The 22,446-nt window shown below is 30.1% G+C and carries 23 protein-coding genes; all 23 read left to right on the forward strand.

The window, feature by feature from the left end; genetic code table 11:
* Nucleotides 1-966 (forward strand): MraY family glycosyltransferase, encoded by a 966-nt coding sequence (locus EG814_RS13025; protein WP_125722347.1) that lies wholly within the window; start codon nucleotides 1-3, stop codon nucleotides 964-966.
* Complete coding sequence (locus tag EG814_RS13030; protein ID WP_125722348.1) at nucleotides 963-1,388, forward strand: cupin domain-containing protein; 426 nt, start codon at nucleotides 963-965, stop codon at nucleotides 1,386-1,388. The genes EG814_RS13025 and EG814_RS13030 overlap by 4 nt, the downstream gene beginning before the upstream one ends.
* Entirely contained in the window at nucleotides 1,381-2,526 is a 1,146-nt protein-coding gene (locus EG814_RS13035) for a DegT/DnrJ/EryC1/StrS family aminotransferase (RefSeq protein WP_125722349.1), read from the forward strand. Before EG814_RS13030 ends, EG814_RS13035 begins: the two co-directional genes overlap by 8 nt.
* Nucleotides 2,523-3,071 (forward strand): dTDP-4-dehydrorhamnose 3,5-epimerase, encoded by a 549-nt coding sequence (gene rfbC, locus EG814_RS13040; RefSeq protein ID WP_125722350.1) that lies wholly within the window; start codon nucleotides 2,523-2,525, stop codon nucleotides 3,069-3,071. Before EG814_RS13035 ends, rfbC begins: the two co-directional genes overlap by 4 nt.
* Nucleotides 3,071-3,916 (forward strand): dTDP-4-dehydrorhamnose reductase, encoded by an 846-nt coding sequence (rfbD, locus tag EG814_RS13045; protein ID WP_125722351.1) that lies wholly within the window; start codon nucleotides 3,071-3,073, stop codon nucleotides 3,914-3,916. The genes rfbC and rfbD overlap by 1 nt, the downstream gene beginning before the upstream one ends.
* 47 nt (nucleotides 3,917-3,963) lie before the next feature.
* Complete coding sequence (rfbA, locus tag EG814_RS13050) at nucleotides 3,964-4,848, forward strand: glucose-1-phosphate thymidylyltransferase RfbA (protein WP_125722352.1); 885 nt, start codon at nucleotides 3,964-3,966, stop codon at nucleotides 4,846-4,848.
* 86 nt (nucleotides 4,849-4,934) lie between these two features.
* Nucleotides 4,935-6,902, forward strand: a complete 1,968-nt coding sequence (locus EG814_RS13055; RefSeq protein ID WP_125722353.1) for a polysaccharide biosynthesis protein — start codon at nucleotides 4,935-4,937, stop codon at nucleotides 6,900-6,902.
* Between the two features lie 132 nt (nucleotides 6,903-7,034).
* Nucleotides 7,035-7,898 (forward strand): ABC transporter permease, encoded by an 864-nt coding sequence (locus tag EG814_RS13060; RefSeq protein ID WP_125722354.1) that lies wholly within the window; start codon nucleotides 7,035-7,037, stop codon nucleotides 7,896-7,898.
* Between the two features lie 53 nt (nucleotides 7,899-7,951).
* Entirely contained in the window at nucleotides 7,952-9,241 is a 1,290-nt protein-coding gene (locus EG814_RS13065; protein WP_125722355.1) for an ABC transporter ATP-binding protein, read from the forward strand.
* A 15-nt stretch (nucleotides 9,242-9,256) separates the two neighbouring features.
* The gene (locus EG814_RS13070; RefSeq protein ID WP_125722356.1) at nucleotides 9,257-10,063 is read left to right on the forward strand and encodes a class I SAM-dependent methyltransferase; all 807 of its coding nucleotides are present in this window, start codon (nucleotides 9,257-9,259) and stop codon (nucleotides 10,061-10,063) included.
* Complete coding sequence (locus EG814_RS13075; RefSeq protein ID WP_125722357.1) at nucleotides 10,064-10,963, forward strand: glycosyltransferase; 900 nt, start codon at nucleotides 10,064-10,066, stop codon at nucleotides 10,961-10,963. It abuts the gene before it with no gap.
* The gene (locus tag EG814_RS13080) at nucleotides 10,960-11,904 is read left to right on the forward strand and encodes a glycosyltransferase family 2 protein (RefSeq protein ID WP_125722358.1); all 945 of its coding nucleotides are present in this window, start codon (nucleotides 10,960-10,962) and stop codon (nucleotides 11,902-11,904) included. Before EG814_RS13075 ends, EG814_RS13080 begins: the two co-directional genes overlap by 4 nt.
* Nucleotides 11,894-12,697, forward strand: coding sequence for a glycosyltransferase family 32 protein (locus tag EG814_RS13085; RefSeq protein WP_125722359.1), 804 nt, complete (start codon nucleotides 11,894-11,896; stop codon nucleotides 12,695-12,697). The genes EG814_RS13080 and EG814_RS13085 overlap by 11 nt, the downstream gene beginning before the upstream one ends.
* A 59-nt stretch (nucleotides 12,698-12,756) precedes the next feature.
* Nucleotides 12,757-13,731 (forward strand): glycosyltransferase, encoded by a 975-nt coding sequence (locus EG814_RS13090; RefSeq protein WP_125722360.1) that lies wholly within the window; start codon nucleotides 12,757-12,759, stop codon nucleotides 13,729-13,731.
* A gap of 86 nt (nucleotides 13,732-13,817) precedes the next feature.
* On the forward strand, nucleotides 13,818-14,771 hold the full coding sequence (locus tag EG814_RS13095; protein WP_125722361.1) for a hypothetical protein: 954 nt from the start codon (nucleotides 13,818-13,820) through the stop codon (nucleotides 14,769-14,771).
* 18 nt (nucleotides 14,772-14,789) lie between these two features.
* The gene (locus EG814_RS13100) at nucleotides 14,790-15,620 is read left to right on the forward strand and encodes a glycosyltransferase family 2 protein (RefSeq protein WP_125722362.1); all 831 of its coding nucleotides are present in this window, start codon (nucleotides 14,790-14,792) and stop codon (nucleotides 15,618-15,620) included.
* A 20-nt stretch (nucleotides 15,621-15,640) separates the two neighbouring features.
* A complete protein-coding gene (locus EG814_RS13105; protein ID WP_125722363.1) occupies nucleotides 15,641-16,495 on the forward strand; it encodes a glycosyltransferase family 2 protein in 855 nt (284 codons plus the stop codon).
* Nucleotides 16,492-17,361: a glycosyltransferase family 2 protein gene (locus tag EG814_RS13110; protein ID WP_125722364.1), complete on the forward strand. Its 870-nt coding sequence runs from the start codon at nucleotides 16,492-16,494 to the stop codon at nucleotides 17,359-17,361. The genes EG814_RS13105 and EG814_RS13110 overlap by 4 nt, the downstream gene beginning before the upstream one ends.
* Before the next feature lie 70 nt (nucleotides 17,362-17,431).
* Nucleotides 17,432-18,457, forward strand: a complete 1,026-nt coding sequence (locus EG814_RS13115) for a glycosyltransferase family A protein (RefSeq protein WP_125722365.1) — start codon at nucleotides 17,432-17,434, stop codon at nucleotides 18,455-18,457.
* Nucleotides 18,457-19,566: a glycosyltransferase family 4 protein gene (locus EG814_RS13120; RefSeq protein WP_125722366.1), complete on the forward strand. Its 1,110-nt coding sequence runs from the start codon at nucleotides 18,457-18,459 to the stop codon at nucleotides 19,564-19,566. Before EG814_RS13115 ends, EG814_RS13120 begins: the two co-directional genes overlap by 1 nt.
* A complete protein-coding gene (locus EG814_RS13125; RefSeq protein ID WP_125722367.1) occupies nucleotides 19,563-20,225 on the forward strand; it encodes an acylneuraminate cytidylyltransferase family protein in 663 nt (220 codons plus the stop codon). The genes EG814_RS13120 and EG814_RS13125 overlap by 4 nt, the downstream gene beginning before the upstream one ends.
* A 24-nt stretch (nucleotides 20,226-20,249) precedes the next feature.
* Nucleotides 20,250-21,290 (forward strand): N-acetylneuraminate synthase, encoded by a 1,041-nt coding sequence (neuB, locus tag EG814_RS13130; RefSeq protein WP_125722368.1) that lies wholly within the window; start codon nucleotides 20,250-20,252, stop codon nucleotides 21,288-21,290.
* A complete protein-coding gene (gene neuC, locus EG814_RS13135) occupies nucleotides 21,283-22,416 on the forward strand; it encodes a UDP-N-acetylglucosamine 2-epimerase (protein WP_125722369.1) in 1,134 nt (377 codons plus the stop codon). Before neuB ends, neuC begins: the two co-directional genes overlap by 8 nt.
* Nucleotides 22,417-22,446 lie beyond the last annotated feature (30 nt).

The following is a 22,446-nucleotide window of genomic DNA, read 5'->3' on the forward strand; positions in this document are numbered from 1 at the left end:
ATGCAATATACAGTACTACTGTTAATTTTAATGATCTTAATGCTTCTTTACTTCAAAGTAGCAGATCGTTTTAACATTATCGACAAACCGAATCAAAGAAGTTCTCATACTGAAGTGACTTTACGAGGAGGAGGAATTATTTTTTGGTTTTCTTCTTTATTATATTTTATGCAAAATATAGAATCTAATTATTTTTTCTTTACAGGAATTACATTAGTTAGTTTAGTAAGTTTTTGGGATGATATTCAAAGTCTTTCTAACAAGATTAGAATTTCGATTCATTTTCTTGCAATAACATTAATTTTCTTAGATCTCAACTTGTTTACACTTATGCCAATTTGGGGAGTTATTATATCTTATGTACTTGCAATAGGATTAATAAACGCTTATAATTTCATGGACGGTATTAATGGGATAACTGGACTTTATACTTTAGTTGTGCTTGGATCTTTATTATATGTTAATGCCAAAATTCAATTGTTTACAGATGGAAGCTTCATAAAATATGGAATGATTGCAAGTCTTGTCTTTTTATTTTTTAATTATAGAAAAAAAGCCAAATGTTTTGCAGGCGATGTGGGCAGTATTGCGATTGCTTTCTGGATTATTTATTTAGTTCTAAAATTAATTTTAAATACAAATTCGATTATTTGGCTTTTATTTTTGGCTATTTACGGTGTTGATGCCGTTTGCACGATTTTACATAGGCTCTATTTAAGGCAAAATATTTTTGAAGCACATCGTTTACATTTTTATCAGATCTTAAGCAACGAATACAAAATACAGCATAGATTAGTTTCACTGTATTACGCATTAGCACAGATTGGAATTTCTATTTTAGTAATATTGCTTTATCAAAAAGTAAATGATTACTTATTATTTGCTATAATAATTTTTCCGTTACTTTTAGTTTATTCATTAAAATTTTACTTAATAAATAAAAGTAAATTAAAACTAGAAATATGAGTCCAGAGGTAATTCAAGGAGGAAATTTTTCAGATCATCGCGGTACTATTTCATATGTTAATGATTTTAATTTTGATGTTATCGAAAGATTTTATATCATAACAAATTCAGAAGAAAATCCTGTTAGAGCGTGGCAAGGACACAAATTGGACGCAAAGAATTTTTATTGTGTAAGCGGTTCTTTTAAAATTCATTTTATAAAAATTGATAACTGGGAAAATCCTTCAAAAGATTTAAATATTGAAACAGTATTGGTTAATGAATTCGATAGTAAGATAGTTCATATTCCTGCAGGTTATGCAAATGCAGTAGAGTCATTAGAGAAAAACTCGAAATTAATATCATTTTCTACTTTACCATTATCAAATGTAAAAGAAGATGATGCGAGATATCCCGCTGATTATTGGAAATTAAATGGGTAGGATTTATTTATCCTTATCGCAGCAAAGTGGTCTCGAGGGAGAATATATCGAGAAAGCATTAAAATCTAACTGGATTACTTCAGGAGGGCCAAATGTAAATGAGTTTGAAGAAAAACTTGAGAATTATTTTGAGAATAATTCCTTTGTTGCGGCATTAAATTCTGGTACATCTGCTATTCATCTTTCATTAGTTCTATTGGGAGTTCAGCACGGTGACGAGGTAATCTGTCAGAGCTTAACATTTTCGGCATCAGCTAATCCAATTTTATATCAAGGAGCAATACCTGTTTTTATTGATAGTGAGCCCGATACTTGGAACATATGTCCTGATAATCTTGAAATTGCAATAAAAGATAGAATTAAAAAAGGGCGAAAACCAAAGGCAATAATAGCAGTTCACTTGTATGGCATGCCTTATAAAGTAGATGAGATTCATGCCATTGCTGATCGTTACGATATTCCAGTTGTTGAAGATAGCGCTGAAGCGTTGGGAAGTTGTTACAAAGGAAAAAAATGTGGTGGATTTGGCGAATTTGGAATATTGTCATTCAATGGGAATAAAATAATTACTACTTCAAGCGGTGGAGCTTTAATTTCTAATTCAAAAGCTTTAAAAGAAAAAGCAATTTTCTATTCGACACAGTCTAAAGATGATGCAATTCATTATCAGCATAGTGAAATTGGTTATAACTATAGAATGAGTAATATTTGTGCAGGCATTGGTTTAGGACAAATGAAAATACTTAGAGAGAAAATCGATTCAAGAATAAATAATCATTTATTTTATCGAGAACTATTTTCAACTATTGAAGAAGTTGAACTTTTTGAAGTAAATAGCGAAGATTATTTTTCAAATTATTGGTTAAATATAATATTATTGAAATCTAACGAAGTCAAAAATAATTTGTTGCAAGCTTTTGAAGATGCAAACATTGAAACTAGACCAGTTTGGAAACCGATGCACTTGCAGCCAATTTTTGAGAGCTATCCTTACTATGGAAATAATATAGCAGAAGAGAAGTTTGAAAAAGGACTTTGTTTGCCATCTGGTTCAAATCTTACAGAAGAAGATAGGGACAAAATAAAAAACGTTGTAACAACTTTTTTTAATAAAAATAAAAGAATTATTGTAAAATGAAAATTGAAAAAACATTTATAAAAGATTTAGTAATAGTAGAGCCAACAGTCTTTGGAGATGAAAGAGGCTATTTTTTCGAATCTTATAGCAAAGCTAAATTTGAAGAATTAGGAATTAATATTGATTTTGTTCAGGACAATCAGTCATTTTCCAAGTATGGAACCTTGAGGGGCTTACATTATCAAAATCCTCCTTTTGCACAAACGAAATTAGTACGTGTTTTAGAGGGCGAAATTATAGATGTTGCCGTAGATTTAAGAAAAGATTCACCAACTTATGGGAAAGCATTTAGTATTTTATTATCGGCAGAAAATAAAAAGCAGCTACTTGTTCCCCAAGGTTTTGCTCATGGGTTTTCGGTTATAAGTGAAACGGCTTCAGTAATGTATAAATGTGATCAGTTTTATAATAAATCTTCTGAGGGAGGTGTAAAATATGACGATCCGTCTCTGAATATTGACTGGGGTATGAATTTAGAGGATGCAATTGTGTCAGAAAAAGATCAGATTCTGCCTTTTATTGAAAATTGTAATAGTTTATTTTAATGAAAAAAATTCTTGTAACAGGGTCAAATGGGCAATTAGGATCAGAACTTTCAGTTTTGTCATCAAACTACCCACAATATGAATGGGTTTTTGCTGATAGATCAAAAATTACTTTAGATAACTTAGATCAATTACCTATTCAATTAAATGAAACACAAGCAGACGTGATTTTAAACTGTGGCGCATACACTGCGGTTGATAAAGCTGAGACAGAAAAAGATTTGGCTTTTACAGTCAATTCTTTGGCAGTAGAAATAATTGCAAAATTTGCTTCAGAAAATAATATTAAGTTAATCCATATTTCTACAGATTACGTTTTTGATGGGACTTCTTCTGTTGCATTAGATGAAGAAGCATTAACAAATCCTATAAATGTTTATGGTGAAAGTAAATTGGCAGGAGAAGCTGTATGCATGGAGCAAAATCCTGATTCGATTATTATAAGAACTTCTTGGGTTTATAGTAAATTTGGAAATAATTTTGTAAAAACAATGCAGCGTTTAATGCAAGAAAGAGAAGAAATAAACGTTGTAAATGATCAGATTGGCTCCCCAACTTATGCAGCTGATTTAGCACAAGCAATGATTGATATTGTTAATTCTTCAAATTGGATTCCTGGAATTTATAATTATTCGAATGAAGGCGAAATTAGCTGGTACGAATTTGCAATAAGTATTAAAGAACTTGGGAATTACAGTTGTAAAGTAGGAGGAATTCCATCATCTGCATATCCAACTCCGGCAAAACGTCCCAGTTATTCATTATTAAGTAAGTCGAAAGTAAAAAAAATATATAATTTAAATGTTCCATATTACAAGGAAAGTTTAAAAAAAATGTTCATTTAAAAATCTAAGATCAGAATTTTTGAAATTAGAAACCTAAAAATAAGATTATGAAAGGAATTGTTTTAGCTGGAGGTTCAGGCACAAGATTGCATCCGTTAACGTTAGCAGTAAGCAAGCAATTAATGCCTGTTTATGATAAACCAATGATTTATTACCCATTGTCAACTCTGATGATGGCAGGTATTAATGAAATTTTGATAATCTCAACTCCTCATGATTTGCCTCATTTCAAAAAACTTTTAGGAGATGGAAGTGCAGTAGGCTGTAAATTTAGTTATGCAGAGCAACCAAATCCAAACGGATTAGCTCAAGCTTTTGTAATTGGTGAAGATTTTATAGGCAAAGATAAAGTAGCATTGGTACTAGGAGATAACATCTTTTTTGGAACAAACATGCAACAACTTTTAAAAGATAATGCCAATCCTGATGGAGGTGTTGTTTTTGCTTATCATGTTTCAGATCCGGAAAGATATGGAGTTGTTGAATTTGATGAAAACAAAAATGCAATTTCAATTGAAGAAAAACCTGTAGAGCCAAAATCTAATTATGCCGTTCCAGGCTTGTATTTTTATGACAATTCTGTTGTAGAAATTGCAAAAAATATTAAGCCAAGTGCGAGAGGCGAATACGAAATTACAGATGTTAATAAAGTCTATCTTGAAAAAGGAAAATTGAAGGTTGGAATATTAAGTAGAGGTACTGCCTGGTTGGATACAGGAACATTTAATAGTTTAATGCAAGCAGGACAATTTGTTCAGGTAATAGAAGAAAGACAAGGACTAAAGGTTGGCTGTATTGAAGAAATTGCATGGAGACAAGGTTTTATTGATGATGAACAGCTGGAGATATTAGCGCAACCTCTTTTAAAATCGGGATATGGGACATACTTAATTGACTTTTTAAAACAAAAGAAAAAAAGTGTTAAAATTTAATTTGTATCTTTAACTAATTATATAAAACCTTTAATTTGTATTTTTGTATAAAAAAAAACAATTACAGGTACATAAAAAAAACAAAATTGAATACAGACAAGCCAAATAATATAACCTCTCTGTTATATAAGACTTTTTCGCCAAGAAATCTTCGGGCAAATATCAATAATCTAAGTTATTTGCCTAGATGGATTATTGTAGCTATAGATGTAATGGTTTTGGTCTTTTCGTTTTGTCTTACCTATTTGCTATTTGAAGGTACGGCAATAGGATATGTTATTACCTCTCATAATTTTTACTTTGTTACAGGGTTAATTATGGCCAATGTGTTTTTTTTCTGGCTTTTTAGAACATATTCAGGTATCATTAGGCATTCATCATATATAGATGCAATAAAATTATTGTTCTCTCAGATGTCTGTGCTAGTGTTTTTCTTATTTATAAATTTAGTATATGAGCTATATACTGGGCATAAGGCTTTTTTGAATACGGCTCTTTTTATTAATTTGGTTTTGTCCTTTTGTGGATTATTTCTGTATCGTGTCGTTGTAAAACAGACATTTGAAATGTATTTTTCGGAAAAAGCGACTAGCAAATTAATTAGAACAGTAATTTATGGAACAGATGCCAATGCAATTTCTGTAGCAAATGCATTAAAATTTGAAAGCCCCTCTCGTTTTAAGATAGTTGGTTTTGTTGATAAGAATAATCAAAATGCGTCTAAACGTATGTTAGATTTGCCAATTTTGATTTTGAGAAAAAAACTCCCAGCACTAATGCGATCAGTTGCCGCTGAAGGCGTTATTATTGCAGATAAAAGTTTAACTAAAGAAGAACAACTTATTATTGTTGATCAATGCTTGGAGTTTAATTACAGAGTATATACTGTACCGTTAATTTCAGATTGGGAAAATCAAAAAGAGATTTCCCAGAAAGTAAAGAATATTCAAATTGAGGATTTATTAGAAAGAAAGCCTATAGTCCTAGATAGTAGGTCAATTTCGAAGCAATTAAAAGATAAGACAATTTTAATTACAGGAGCTGCAGGATCAATTGGAAGTGAAATTGTTAGACAAGTTTTAAACTTTAATCCTAAAAATGTTATTGTTTTAGATCACGCAGAAACTCCTTTGCATAATTTATGCTTAGAGACTCAAGCTTTGAATTCTAGCACCAAAATTGTAGCAGTGATCGCAGATGTACGAAGTAAAAAAGCACTTGAGAAAGTTTTTAAAAATTACAATCCGCATGTTGTTTTTCATGCAGCTGCTTATAAGCATGTTCCTTTGATGGAAGAGAATCCTTCACAAGCGATTCAAACCAATATTAAAGGAACTAAAAATCTTGCCGATTTAGCCTGTAAATATCATGTAAAGAAATTTGTAATGGTTTCTACAGATAAGGCGGTAAATCCAAGTAATGTAATGGGTGCCAGTAAGCGTATTGCAGAAAAGTATGTACAGTCTTTATTTTTAAAAAATCAAAAAGAAAACGTAGAAGGTGGTACGAAATTTATAACTACGCGTTTTGGAAATGTTTTAGGTTCAAACGGATCTGTTGTTCCATTATTTACAAAGCAAATTGCAGAGGGCGGACCAGTAACAATTACGCACCAAGACATTATCCGTTATTTCATGACAATTCCAGAAGCTTGTCAGCTTGTATTAGAAGCTGGAGCAATGGGCAATGGTGGTGAAATTTATATATTCGACATGGGAAAACCGGTTCGAATTATTGATTTAGCTCGAAAAATGATTAAACTTGCAGGCTTTATACCAGATAAAGAGATTAAAATTAAAATTGTTGGTTTAAGACCTGGAGAAAAACTTTACGAAGAATTGCTAAATGATACATCAAAGACTCTTCCAACATACCATAATAAAATTATGATTGCGCAAGAAATTCAAGATGAGTATGAGAATCTTCATATTGATGTTGATGAATTAATTGGTATCGCTGATTTTTATGAAAATGATGATATTGTTGCTAAAATGAAAAAAATTGTTCCAGAATTCAAAAGTATGAATTCAACGTTTGAAGTTTTAGATAAATAATGTACGATATTTCTATATTTAATATATAATAAAAAGGTGTTTTTTAAACGCCTTTTTACATTTTTTACACAAATTATAAAATGTTAAAAATCTTGTTAATATTTTAAATTAAGATTTTTAAGCTCTTTTAAAATGGATTCTAAAAACACAAATGACTGGCTGTTTGAAATAACACCCAAGAATAAATTTTTATCGCTTAATTTTAAAGAAATTTGGCAATATAGAGATTTATTAATGCTCTTTGTAAAAAGAGATATAGTTACAGTTTATAAGCAAACTGTTTTAGGCCCTCTTTGGTATTTAATACAGCCTTTATTTACAGCAATTACATTTACAATCGTATTCAATAATATGGCAGGAATTGAAACAGGAACAATTCCTCCATTTTTATTTAATCTAGCTGGAATTACTGTTTGGAACTATTTTACAGCTTGTTTAAATGGCACTTCAGATACTTTTAAAGCTAATGCAGGAATATTTGGTAAAGTTTATTTTCCACGTATTATCACTCCACTTTCAGTAGTATTTTCTAATTTATTAAAGTTCGGAATTCAATTCATTATTTTTATTTCATTTTATATTTTTTATTATTTAAAAGGTTATGACTTGAGCTTTAGTGCTTATGTCATTTTTTTTCCATTTTTAATTGCTATTATGGGAATTCTAGGACTTGGATTAGGAATGTTGATTTCTTCGATGGTTACAAAATATAGGGATTTTAGTTATTTGGTTGGTTTTGGTATTCAATTACTGATGTATTTATCAGCTGTTATGTATCCAATGCAATTAATTAAAGCAAAACTGCCAGAATATGGATGGATAGTTGAATTTAACCCCTTAGCATATATCATTGAGACAGCCCGTTTCTTGCTCTTAGGTATTGGTGAAATATCAATTCTAGGGTTGGTATACACATTTGCAATAACAATGTTAGTCTTTTTTATTGGTGTTTTGGTCTTTAATAAAACTGAGAAAAGTTTTATCGATACAGTTTAACTCTAAATAATTATAATTAGGGTTTATTTTAAAGTTTATAATTTATATTATAGTTGGAAAAAGATATCATTTTAAAAGTTGAGAATATCTCTAAACAATATCGTTTAGGGAAAGTTGGAACTGGTACATTAAGTCATGATTTAAACAGATGGTGGCACGAAATACGCGGAAAAGAAAACCCTTATTTAAAAATTGGAGATACTAATGATCGTTCCACAAAAGGGACATCAGAATATGTTTGGGCCATAAAAGATATAAGCTTCGAAGTGAAAAGGGGAGAAGTTCTTGGCATTATTGGCAAAAATGGAGCAGGAAAATCAACACTTTTGAAAATATTGTCTAAAGTTACTGCACCAACAACTGGAAGTATAAAATCTCGAGGGCGTATTGCGTCCCTTCTCGAAGTTGGTACAGGTTTTAATGGTGAAATGACGGGGCGTGAGAATATTTTTTTGAATGGGGCAATTCTCGGTATGACCAAAAAAGAAATTTCCTCCAAGCTTAATGAAATTATAGAATTTTCCGGCTGTGAACGTTATATAGATACGCCAGTAAAAAGATATAGTTCTGGAATGACAGTTCGATTGGCTTTTGCAGTTGCGGCATTTTTAGAGCCTGAAATTTTGGTTATCGATGAAGTGCTAGCTGTTGGAGATGCTGAGTTTCAGAAAAAAGCTATTGGGAAGATGCAGGATATTTCTAAAGGTGAGGGGAGGACTGTTCTTTTTGTAAGTCATAATATGGCAGCTGTAAAAAGTCTATGTACAAGAGGAATTGTTTTGGAATATGGAAAGGTTGTTTTTGAAGGAAGTATCGATAATTGTATGCAGAAATATCTTGAAAATGAGAATTCAACAGCACATCGAATTTGGGAGAAAGCAAATGTGAAAATTCCAAAAGCAGATTTCATACAATTAATTGAAGTAAAAGTTCTCGATAAGAAAGGGCAGGTCTCTTTAAATCATAGTATTTTTGAAGATATAACTATCGAGTTCACATATGAAATTTTAAAAAAAGGAGAATTGTTTACACACGGATTTAATTTATTCAATGTAGAAAATATTCACATATTAAGTTCGCATGATAAAGAGTCAGAGACATTAAAAAAACCTCTTTTGGAAGGAATATATAAAAAGGCAGTAGTTATTCCTGGCAACCTTTTAGCAGAAGGAAGTTACTCATGCAGCTTTGCAATAATGAGATATAATCCCTTTCATGTTGAATTTCATGAATTAGAAGTAGTTAGTTTTAATATTATTGATGAGGTTAGTACTAATACTGTTAGAGGAAACTATTCAGGAGGATTTCCAGGTATTGTTCGTCCACTATTAAATTGGAAATAAAGAGATAAATTAAAGATGAAAAATTGGACTGGGGAAAGATTAGAAACCTTTATATTAACAAGAGATGCAATTGAACATTTGCATAGATATGCGATCGTAAGTGATTACATAACGAATAAAGTAGTTCTAGATATAGCCTGTGGAGAAGGATATGGCTCTAATTTAATGAGTAAAGATGCCTCATTTGTTTACGGTGTTGATATAGATGATGACACAATAGGTAAAGCAAAACTAAAATATAACGAAGAGAATTTAGAGTTTAGAGTTGGTAGTGCAGATAAAATACCTCTTGAAAGCAACAGTGTTGATGTTGTTGTAAGTTTTGAAACCTTAGAGCATCATGATAAACACGAAGAAATGATGTTAGAAGTGAAAAGAGTTTTAAGAAAAGATGGAATACTAATTATTTCAACTCCTGATAAATTGCATTATTCTGATGACAGAAACTTTAATAACAAATTTCATATAAAAGAATTATATAAAAATGATTTTAAGGAATTAGTATTAAGGCATTTTCATAAGATGCAATTATTGACACAAGTGTATTGTGGAGGTATATCTAGTATTCAAGATGAAAGTAATCAAATGGAAGTGAATGTGTTTTCAGGAAATTATTCAACAATAAAAAACGAATTTATTAAACCGCTTTATCTTATAATAATTGCTTCCGATACAAATTTTGTAGAACAAAAAAAAACTATTTTTAATGGCGATAAGATACATGAAATAGATATAATATCTAAGATGAGAAATAGTAACTCGTATAAGTTAGGACACTTTATATTAATTCCATTTAAAGCTTTAAAGAGGAGATTTAAATAAATGTTGGCTATAATTATCCCATTTTATAAGTTATCATTTTTTGAACAAACATTACAATCTTTAGCTAATCAAACTGATAAGAGATTTAAAGTCTATATCGGAAATGATAATAGTATTGAAGATCCAATTGGAGTATTAGAAAAATTTAAAGGACAGTTTGACTATGATTATCATAAGTTTGAGACCAATTTTGGAAAAGATTCATTGACAAAACAGTGGAAACGTTGCATCGAATTATCATCAAATGAGGAATGGATTATGATTTTAGGAGATGATGATGTATTAGGCAATAATGTTGTAGAAGAATTCTATAAGAACTTCAATAAGTTCAAAGAAAGTAGCAATGTAATTCGATTTGCAACAGTTTCTCAAAATTATAAAAAAATGGAAGTTTCAGAAGTTTACTCACATCCTATTTGGGAAAAAGCGTCACATTCTTATTTTAGAAGATTTAAAGGCTTAACAAGAAGTTCTTTGTCTGAATATGTATTTAAAAGATCAAGCTATAATAGGAAAAGCTTTTATGATTTCCCTCTAGCTTGGCATAGTGATGATTGGGCTTGGCTAGAATTTTCTGAAGGGAAACCAATATTTACAATTAATGAAAGTGTAATAGGTATTGGTTTTTCACAATTTAGTTTGTCAGGAATGAACAGTAATCAGGAGTTAAAAGATCTTGCAACAATACAGTTTTATAAAAAACTCATCAAAGAGAAACTTGGTACGTTTTCTAGACACCAAGCATTAGAATTATTAATGGAATATGAGATTCTTATAAAGAAAAAGAGAAAATTAACTGCAGGGGAATGGTTCCTTTTATCACGCAAATACAGCGTTAATTTTAAAACAGTTTCTTTTTTTAAACTTGTTAGGAGAATTTTAATTTCAATTAAGAAATGACAAATCCTTTAGTTTCAATAATAATTCCAACTTACAATAGAGCACACTTAATTAGCGAAACATTAAACTCTATAATTGCCCAAACTTATCAAAACTGGGAATGTATAATAGTTGATGATAGTTCAAGTGATAATACAAAAGAAGTTTTGCAAAAATTTCTTGAATCAGACAATCGATTTCGATATTATGTTAGACCACAAGATAAAACGAAAGGCCCCAATTCATGTAGAAATTATGGATTTGAAAAAAGCAAAGGAGCTTTTATAAACTGGTTTGACAGCGATGATATCTTATTTGAAAACGCTGTAGATTTAAGACTTAAAAATTTTAATGATGGTGTTGATTGTGTTATTGCAAAATGTGAAATATTTGATTCTTTATCTGGATTAAAACTATTTGAAAATACAATATTATCATCAGGAAATGTTTTAAAGGATTATTTCATAGGAAATATTACATTTTATGTTTCCGGCCCAATTTGGAGAAGAAGTTTTTTAGAAAAACAAAAAGAATTGTTTGATGAGCGAATTAGATATTTGGACGATTGGGATTTTAATCTAAGAATGATTTCCCAAAATATAAATATTAAATTTTTGGATTTACCAGTTTTTGGATATAGATTTCATAGCCATTCTTTATCGAAACAAATTGAGCATTTCAATATTGAAGAATTTAAATCGGAATGTTTAGCCCGAAATAAACAATTAAAACTACTTTCAAAATCTTTAACAAGGAATGTTCAAGTTAGAAACTTTGTTTTAGAAAGACATAAAGTATTTTTGAAAGAAGCAACAGTAAAAGAAGATAAAAACAGGCTATGGTTCTTAATAAAACTAATCTCATTGCAATTCAGATTTAAGAAATTTAAAGATCTATTTAATACACTCGTGAATTACATTTTTAGAAAACATTTAGTAAAAATCATAACTGATGGAAACTGAAAAAATAAATGTAATTCCTAAGATCATTCACTACTGTTGGTATGGTAAAAAAAGAAAACCAAAATTGGTGAGGGATTGTATTAAATCTTGGAAAAAACATTTACCAGATTATGAAATTATAGAATGGAACGAGAAAAATTCTGATTTAAGTCATCCTTTTGTAAAAGAGGCATATCGATTAGAAAAATGGGCTTTTATAGCAGATTATATTAGACTAAAGGTACTCTATGATAATGGGGGAATTTATTTAGACACAGACATGATGCTATTAAGTTCTCTTAATGATTTTCTTAATAATGAATGTTTTTTTGGTGCAGAAGATAAAGTAATTATTGGTACGGCAATCATAGGAGCCTTGAGAAATAATGAATTTATAAAAGAATTTCTTCATTGTTACGATTTTATTAATATAGATGAAGGAGTAGATTGGCATGAAAATGTGAATACAATTATGGTTACTAAATTGTTTAAATCTAGATTTGGCTTTAGCGATTCTTTTGTCAAAAAAATCTCATATAACGCTATTGTTGTTTATCCCATAAGTACATTTTATCCATTTCCTTTTGCAGAAAAAAAAGATGTTTTAAATTATAAAATGTATATTCAAGAAGAAAGCTGTGGCGTTCATTTATGGGTTGGATCCTGGATTGTATACAATGAATTTAAGTTTTTAAGAAATGGAGAGTACAGAGAAGGCTTCAAAATTATCTATAAAAAAGGGATTTTTAAAAACTTAAATTTCAAATATTTTAGAAAAGCTTTGTCGGCGATTAAAGAGTCATTAGCAAAATAATATTCTGAACTAAATTTTAAATTACAGAAATTAAAATATTAAGATTATCATTTCATTAAATGGAACCTGCAAAATATCATATTACCGTTTTATTATGTTGCTATAATAGTGCTAATCGATTACAGCCAACTTTAGAACATTTAGCTAAGCAAAAACTGAGGCAAGATATTAATTACGAAATTTTACTTATAGATAATAATTCTAGTGATAATACATCTGAAACTGCTCTAAAAATTTGGAAAGATCTGAATTCAAAGGCTGAATTGAATGCAATTTCAGAACCAGTGGCCGGTTTATCTCATGCACGAAAAAAAGGGGTTAATTGTGCAAAAGGAGGGCTAATTGTCTTTTGTGATGATGACAATTGGCTAGAAGAAAATTATCTGCAAATTGCTTTTGATTTTATGCAAGAGCATACGGAAGTTGGGGTTTTGGGAGGTAAAGGTATCGCTGTTAGTTCTGTGGAATTTCCTGATTGGTTTACAACTTATCAGGGAGATTATGCTGTAGGAGTACAAGCTATAGAAAGTAGCGACGTAAGTAACAGGGGTTATGTATGGGGTTCTGGAATGGTAGTTAGAAAAGATGAAATCCTGTCATTATATAATGCAGGTTTTAAAGGATCTTTAACGGGGAGAAAGGGACCAGATATTCAAGCTGGCGATGATTCTGAAATATGTAAATGGTATTTAATAGTGAGTAAATCTTTATATTATAATGAGCATTTAATTTTTAAGCACTTTATTGAAGCATTTCGTTTAACAGTTGAATACAATAAAAAATTAAATCAAGGTTTTTCGCAATCGCATACTACTTTAAATCAGTATAATTTTATAATAAATGTATTGAAAAGAAAAAGAATGTCTTTCTTGAAAATAGTATCTTTTTTGATGATATTTTTATTGGAAAAAAACCGTGTAAAAATTGCTTGTCTTTTAGAAATTTTAAATAAAACCTCTATAACATTTCATAAACCAACTAAAGAGATTTTAAATTCAAGAAAAGCTTTTCTTCAAAATGAAAAACAGAATTAATAAAGTTCATTAGGAACTAATAATTAATGGCCCAAAAAAACAATGATTTTGTTAAAGCTTAAGGTTGTTAAGATAATGCTATAGTCATGGAAAAAAAGTTTGTATTACAGGCACTAACTTTTATAAGGAAATTAAAAATCAAAATTTTTGGAAAGCAATTGAAAGTTTTTCAAATTCTTCCACAATATTCTTATCAACAAGCTTCAGATATTATAAGAGAATCTTTGGAGTTTGATAAACCTTGTATGATTGCTAGGTTTGGAAGTGTTGAACTTGATTGTTTAGAGTATATTAGGAAACTAGAAAAATCTTTGATCAGTAGAAGTTTTGAATATATTAAGGGAGATATTGATTTAATAGGAAGAGAAACGAATGTAGAATATTGTATGCAAAATAATGCAGGTTTTTTTCCTACTGATGAAGCTAGTTTAAAAAAATTTTCCAAATTAATGTTAGACAGCATGAAGGATTTGGATATTTTAGGATCTTGGTTGCATAAGGAGAAAATATTTGAAAAAGAACTTGCACATGTTAGAACAGTAGGATTAGGTGATTTGGAGCCGTATCACCATGAAAATCCATGGAGTAAGGTTTTGAAAGGGAAAAAAGTTTTGGTGATACATCCTTTTGAAGTTAGTATAAAATCACAATATAGTCGTCGGGAATTTTTATTTGATAATATAGATGTATTACCAGATTTTAAATTGATAACATATAAGCCAGTGGTATCTTTTGCAGGTAATAGTTTGGTTACTGGATTTGAAAGTTGGTTTGAAGCCTTGGAATTTATGAAAAGGGAAATTGAAAAAATTGATTTTGAAGTTGCTATAATAGGCTGTGGTGCTTACGGGTTTCCATTAGCTAGTTATATTAAGAAGATAGGAAAGAAGAGTGTGCATTTAGGAGGAGCAACACAGATTTTATTTGGCATTAAAGGAAAAAGATGGGAGCATGAGTCTTTTAATGATTATTGGATTAGACCATCGCCTGAGGAAAGACCGGAAAATTTTAAACATGTCGAAGGAGGCTGCTATTGGTAGAATGTTAAAAAAAATGTGATGTACAAAATTTCTATTATTACAATTAACTATAACAATTTGGGAGGCCTAATGGCAACAGTAACAAGTGTAAAAAAACAAACTTGGCAAGAGTTTGAATATATAGTTATTGATGGAGGAAGCACTGACGGAAGTAAAGATTTTTTGGAATCAGAAAGTGAATTTATAGATTTCTGGTTAAGTGAAAAAGATTCTGGAATTTACAATGCCATGAATAAAGGGATCAGTGTCGCCAAAGGTGAATATTTACTTTTCTTAAATAGTGGGGATCATTTCTTCAATGAAAGGATTCTCGAATTAAATAATATTTATTTAGTTGAAAAAGATTTAATTTGTTTCAATTTGCAAATGGTCAATAATGGTGTTTCTAAAATTGCTAAGGCACCATCAAATTTGCCTTTTTCCCATCTATACATAAGTTCATTACCGCACCCATCAACTTTTATAAAGAAAGAATTATTTAATGTAGTAGGGCTCTATGATGAAAATCTAAGAATAGTTTCTGATTGGAAATTTTTTCTCTTAGCCTTATTTAAGTTTGATTGTACCTACTTAAAGGTTGAGGAGACTCTTTCGACATTCTATTTAGATGGAATAAGTTCAATAGAAGATTATTCTGAAGAGCGAAATTTAGTAATGAAAGAATATTTTAATGGGTTTGTTAGGGATTATGAAGATTTAATTCAAAGTAGGGAATTCGTAAATTCAAATCGTTTTAAAATGTTAAAAGAGATAGAGAAATCGATCTTAGGGAAAAAGCTAATGTCGTTGGTTTTACGAACATATATTATGCTGTTTTCTAAAGAAAAGCTAAAAAAAATATTGAGCTAAATTAAATTTCTTAAAATAAAATGATCGATGAAAGGCCTATTGTTAGTGTAGTAATCCCTTGTTTTAATGACGAAGATTATATACAAGAAACAATTCAATCTGTATTATGCCAGACTTTTCAAAATTTTGAAATTGTAATTGTTGACGATGGTTCTAATGAATCTACAAAACAACTTTTATCGACTTTAATTAATGATAGGATTAAAGTAATAACGCAAAATAATAAAGGTCCGAGCTCTGCTAGAAATGCTGGCTTTGCGGCAGCTAAGGGAAATTATGTATTAATGATTGATGCTGATGATACGTTCGAAATATCTTTTTTACAAAAAGCAGTTAAGATTTTAAATGAAAATTCTGTTATTGGAGCTGTTTCAAGTTATTGTAATATGTTTATAGAAAATCACGAAGTGATTTATCATCATTATCCCAAAGGAGGAAACTTAAAAGATTTTTTATTTGATAACAATAGTGTTTCATTTGCTTTAATCCGAAAAGAAGCGTGGCAAGATATTGATGGCTATGACGAAGAAATGACCAATGGATTTGAAGATTGGGAGTTTTGGATTAGGATGACAAAAAAGCAATGGGACATATATGTGATTCCGGAATTGTTATTTAACTATAGAAAAAAAACTAGAAATTCAGTTGATTTAAAATCTAAATTGTACTATAGAGAATCTAACCTAAGTTATATCTATAAAAAACATCAGGATTTATATAGGAGTCATTTTAGTGAAGTGATTGATTTTTGGACAGACCTAGCTCAACGTCATAAACGTAATGAAATCAAATATAAAAAATCATTAGAGTATAAAATTGGAATGGTAATTTTGTTTCCGGTAAGAATGATTAAACGAATATTTAAAATAAAATGATTGCTCCTTTGGTCACAGTTGTAATACCAACTTTTAACCGTAAAGATTATATTGAAACTGCGATTAGGTCAGTAGCTGAACAATCTTATGCAAATATTGAAATAATAGTAGTAGATGATGGCTCCAATATCAATTACGCAGAATCAATTTGCACCAATTTTTCGAATTGTAAATACTATTACAAGGAAAATGGAGGTTTGTCTTCTGCAAGAAATTATGGAATCAAGCTTGCTAAAGGAGAATATATTGCTTTTCTTGATGATGATGATTTTTGGGAAACTTCAAAAATAGAAAAGCAAGTGAAAATATTACTAGAAAAACCTTTCGTAGATTGTGTTCATAGTTCGGTGGCAGTAGTTGATGAAAATGGAAAAGCCAATGGAAAATATTATGGAGCATCTGACAATAAAATACATAAACGTTCAGGATATGTTTTTTGGAATGCGCTTGGAGTTTGGGTAGTTAAATCACCAACACCATTAATTAGAAAAGAAGTTTTTCAACCCGATTTACTGTTTGATGAACGAATTAAAGTTGGTGAAGATGTTGATTTTTATCAACGTATGTTTTTCAGGCATAAAGTGCATTATATTAATGAACCATTGGCATTTTATAGAGAATATAAACATAATGGCAGATTATCTACACAGCACGAAAAATATATAGGAATTGAAAAAAAAATGTTTTTAAATTTTAAGAACATGTCTATCAAAAATCCTATTACACTGCATCTTATAGCTATGAAATTGCTCAACACTGCTAAAAATAAACACAATAATCTATATCCATCAAAACCTTTCATTATTAATAAATTCAAGTTTTATTTTCGACCAGTTTATTGTTTGCAAAATATGTTGAAGGAATGACCATTTTGTTTATAATGACACTAATTAAAATTTTAAATTTCATTTAAAACCTGATCAAAATTCTAATACTATGCGAGTAGGTTATAACCCAAATAAAGATAGAGCTCAGCAACCAATTGATTTTTTTCATCAGGTAATTATTCCTGTTTACATTCCAAATAAGGAAGGATATTTTAAGGATAGTTTTCAGATTCTAAAATATTGCTTGGAATCGTTGTTAAGGACATCCCATTCCAAAACATTTATAACTTTAGTTAACAATGGGAGCGGAGCTGATGTAGTTGACTACCTAGCTGAATTGCACCGAAAAGGAACGATCCAAGAAATAATTCATACAGATAATATAGGTAAACTTAATGCAGTTTTAAAAGGTATTTCTGGTCACGATTTTTCTTTTGTTACCGTTGCAGATTGTGATGTTTTATTTTTAAATAATTGGCAAAATGAGACATATAAAGTTTTTGAAAAATTCCCAAAAACCGGTGCAGTTTGTCCAACACCTTCTTCGAAATCTTTGAAAAATTTTACTGCAAATATTTGGTTTGATTTATTTTTTTCAAAATCGCTTTATTTTTCAAAAGTTAAAAATCCACAAGCATTAGAGATGTTTGCAAAAAGTATAGGTAATAATGAAATGTATAATGATATACATTTAAGTAAATATCTTACAGTTATCAATAAGAATTTTAAAGCTGTTGTGGGAGCAGGACATTTTGTTACAACGTATCGTAAAGAAGTATTTGAAGAAAACAATTTAAAGTATTCACATTTCATGCTAGGCGGAGGCAGTGAAACAGATATATTAGATTATCCAGTGGTAAAGAAAGGAATGTGGAGACTTTCTACAGCAGATAATTTCGCATATCATTTAGGAAATGTTGAAGAAAGCTGGATGAAAACTACGCTAGAAACTATACAGCCAGATGAGACTGATTGTCTTGAAAGTAATTTTTTACGCCCAATTCAATCTTCAAGAATTTCCTTTCTTTTAAAATATCAATTATTCTCCAGAATTATTTTGCAAAAGAGAATATGGCGTTTTGCTTTAAAACTTAAGGGACTTTCAAATGAGGAAGTAAAAAAATATTCTTTGTAATGAATTATAAAAATGTAAAAGTAATTTTGATTTCTCAAGTAGCCTTGCCTTATTCATATATAGGTAGCTGGACAACTTTATATAAAAACTATATTGACTCGCAATACAATCAGATTGACTACATTATTTGCGAGCCACCCAAAAGTATTTTTAGTAATGTAGAATATAGTTTTGTGAAAAATAACTTCATAACAAAATTGTTTAGAAAGTTCACAAAAAAAAGATATCTATCCTATACAATTGCTTTGGATAAAATTGTAAACAATGAAGAAAAGTTTATTATTCAAATTGTAGATAATTTTTATATAGTTGAACATATTGTGCATTTTTTGAAGAAGAGAAAAATTCGCGATAATTGTTATATCCAGTTTTTTTACCATAGTTATCCGCCTTTTTTTGACAATCAAAGAGCTAATACTTTTTTTGAATCAATAGATGAGATGATTCTTTTAACTTATAAATCGTACTTAGCTCACAAAGAATACTATACATCTTTCCCAGTTAAAGTTTCGATTTTACATAACGGAATCGATAATAAGAAATTCTTTAAAGTTGATAACTCAACAAAAGATGAGTTAAAAGAAAAATTTGGCGTAAAGAATAAAAAGATTTTTGTGTGGTGCTCGCAAGATCGACCAAAAAAGGGATTGCACATCATACTCGAAGCATGGAAAAGTGTAGCAATGAAATATAAAAATATTGAATTATGGATTATAGGCTGCGAATCTAAACCGGAACAAGAAGGAGTTAAGTTCTTAGGTAAAATTAAGAATGATGATCTGGCAATATACCTTCAATGTGCAGATTGCTATTTATTCTCTTCTTTATGTCAAGAAGGTTTTCCGCTAAGCTTAACTGAAGCACTTCATTCGGGTTGTTATTGCATTGCTTCAAATGTAGGTGGGGTATCTGAAGTTATGGGGAATGGAAGATTTGGCAAATTGATCGAAGCTCCAAATTTCCCGTTAATTTGGGAAGAAGCCATCGTTGAATTTATAGAAAAGCCATTAAAGTTTGATTCTATTCCAGAATATTTATATACTAAAGAAAAATGGAATTTAGGGATCAATGAGATTATAATTAATGCAAAAAACAGGCTCAATCAATGAAAACAATTGCCATAATTCCTGCAAGAGGAGGTTCTAAAAGGATACCCAAAAAAAACATTCAGTTATTGGACGATTTGCCACTAATTGCACATTCAATTATTTATACAAAAGAAAATAAAGAGATAATTGATGAGGTGTATGTTTCGACAGATAATAACGAAATCAAACAAATTGCATTACAATTTGGAGCAAAAGTTATAGATCGGCCAGAATCTATTTCGGGAGATTTGGAGCCAACTGTTTCAGCTTTAAAACATGTTTTAGAAAATATAGATTCTGATGAGATTGAAAATGTAGTTTTATTGCAACCGACAAATCCGCTACGTCCTGAAAATTTATTGCAGGAAGCTTTTGAAAAATTTCAAATAGAAAACAAAGACAGTTTATTCACAGTTTCAAGAAATCACCAAAAGTTTGGAAAAATTAACGATGATAAATTTACACCATTCAATTATTCTTTTGGGCAGAGAAGTCAAGATTTAGAGCCACTTTACTTTGAGAACGGACTTCTTTATATTACAAAAAAGACTCTGATATTGAATAGTATAATTATTTCAGAAAATGCATTACCATTCGAAGTAAATCATATTTTTGCACAAGTTGATATTGATACTCTAGACGATTTAGATTATGCGAGATATCTATATCAAAAGAAATAATAAAATCCCAAATCTAATAAATTGATGAATCCATATATAGAAATTGCGGGCCGAAAAGTAGGACCAGATTTTCCACCATTAGTAATCGCCGAAATCGGAATTAATCACGAAGGATCTTTACAAGTAGCCAAAGAAATGGTCGATGCAGCTCAAAGAGCAGGAGTTGAGATTGTAAAGCACCAAACCCATATTGTAGAAGATGAAATGTCTGGAGCAGCTAAAAAAGTTATTCCTGGAAATGCAGATGTTTCGATCTATGAAATTATGGAAAGATGTTCTTTAAATGAAGAGGAAGAATTTGAATTAAAGAATTATGTTGAGAGTAAAGGAATGATTTTTATTTCTACTCCTTTTTCTAGAGCAGCAGCAGAAAGATTAAAAAAGTTTGATATTCCAGCTTATAAAATTGGTTCAGGGGAGTGTAATAATTATCCTTTATTGGAACACATTGCCTCTTTTGGAAAACCTGTAATTCTTAGTACAGGTATGAATACTATTGAGAGCGTTCAAAAAGCAGTTGCTATTTTTGATAAACATAATGTTCCTGTTGCGTTATTACATACAACTAATCTTTATCCAACCCCGATTCACTTAGTGCGTTTTGGAGCAATGACGGAACTGCACCAAGCTTTTCCTGATAAAGTGTTTGGATTAAGTGATCATACTTTAAATAATAATGCTTGTTTAGGTGCAGTTGCTCTTGGTGCTAGCATTTTAGAAAGACATTTTACAGATCATATGCAGAGACAAGGACCAGATATTGTTTGCAGTATGGATGAGAAAGCCTGTAAAGAATTAATAGTTTCAAGTGCAGAAATTGCCTTAATGAGAGGCGGTACAAAAAAACCAGCCGACGAAGAGCAAGTAACTATTGATTTCGCTTTTGCAACAGTTTGCTCTATTACTCCAATTAAAAAAGGAGAAGTTTTATCAAAAGAAAATATTTGGGTAAAAAGACCAGGCACAGGTAAGATTTTTGCAGAAAATTTTAATGCATTGATTGGTAAAACAGCATTAAGAGATATTGAAAATGACGAACAATTAGATTTTACTGATTTTGAGTAACTTTTCTAGAAAAATCCTTTTTCTAACTGGAACGCGTGCAGATTTTGGAAAAATAAAATCATTAATTCAAACACTTGAAAGAGAGAATGAATTTGAGGTTTTTATTTTCGTAACCGGAATGCATCTTCAGGAAGTATATGGATATACTCTGATAGAAATTGAGCGTTGCAACTTTAAAAATGTATTTACCTTCGAAAATCATACCCATGAAAGCACAATGGATTTGACGCTGGCAAAAACCATTGAAGGACTTTCTAATTATTGTAAAGAAATAAACCCAGATATGATTGTTGTACATGGTGACCGAGTTGAAACTTTGGCGGGTGCAATAGTCGGTTCTTTAAATAATATTCTAGTAGCTCATATTGAAGGAGGTGAAATTTCTGGAACAGTTGATGAGCTCATTCGTCATAGCGTAAGTAAGTTGAGCCATATCCATTTTGTTTCTAATAAAGAAGCAGCAAAAAGGCTGATTCAAATGGGAGAGGTAAAAGAATCTATATTTACAATAGGTTCTCCAGATATCGATATTATGTTTTCGGGAAATCTACCTTCTTTAGAAACGGCAAAAAAATATTATGAAATTCAATTTGATCAATACGCAATTGTAATGTTTCATCCCGTAACGACAGAGTTTGCTTCGATGAAAAAATATGCGATCGATTTTGTGGATTGTTTATTAAATGACGATCATAATTATGTTGTTATTTTTCCAAATAATGATTTAGGAAGTCAATATATTTTGGATGAATTTGAAAGATTAGAAAAAAATAACAGATTTAGGGTTTTTCCTTCACTTAGATTTGAATATTTTTTGACATTATTAAAAAATAGTCAGTTTATAATAGGAAATAGCAGTGCCGGAATTCGCGAAGCTCCCTATTACGGAATTCCAATTATAAATATAGGAACGCGCCAGCAAAATAGAGCTATTCATGCAGATATTATGAATGTTGATTATTCGAAAGAAAGTATAAATGATGCACTTTCAAAAATTGATTTTCATAAAATTAATGTTTCAAATAATGATTTTGGATCAGGAAACAGTAACGAATTATTTTTGCAATCATTAAAGAAAAACGATATTTGGCAGCTCAATCATCAAAAACAATTTAGAGATATATAATTCTGACTTTATCAATACCACCTAAAAATA

It is taken from the genome of Flavobacterium ustbae, assembly GCF_003946915.1.
Taxonomy (GTDB): Bacteria; Bacteroidota; Bacteroidia; order Flavobacteriales; family Flavobacteriaceae; genus Flavobacterium; species Flavobacterium ustbae.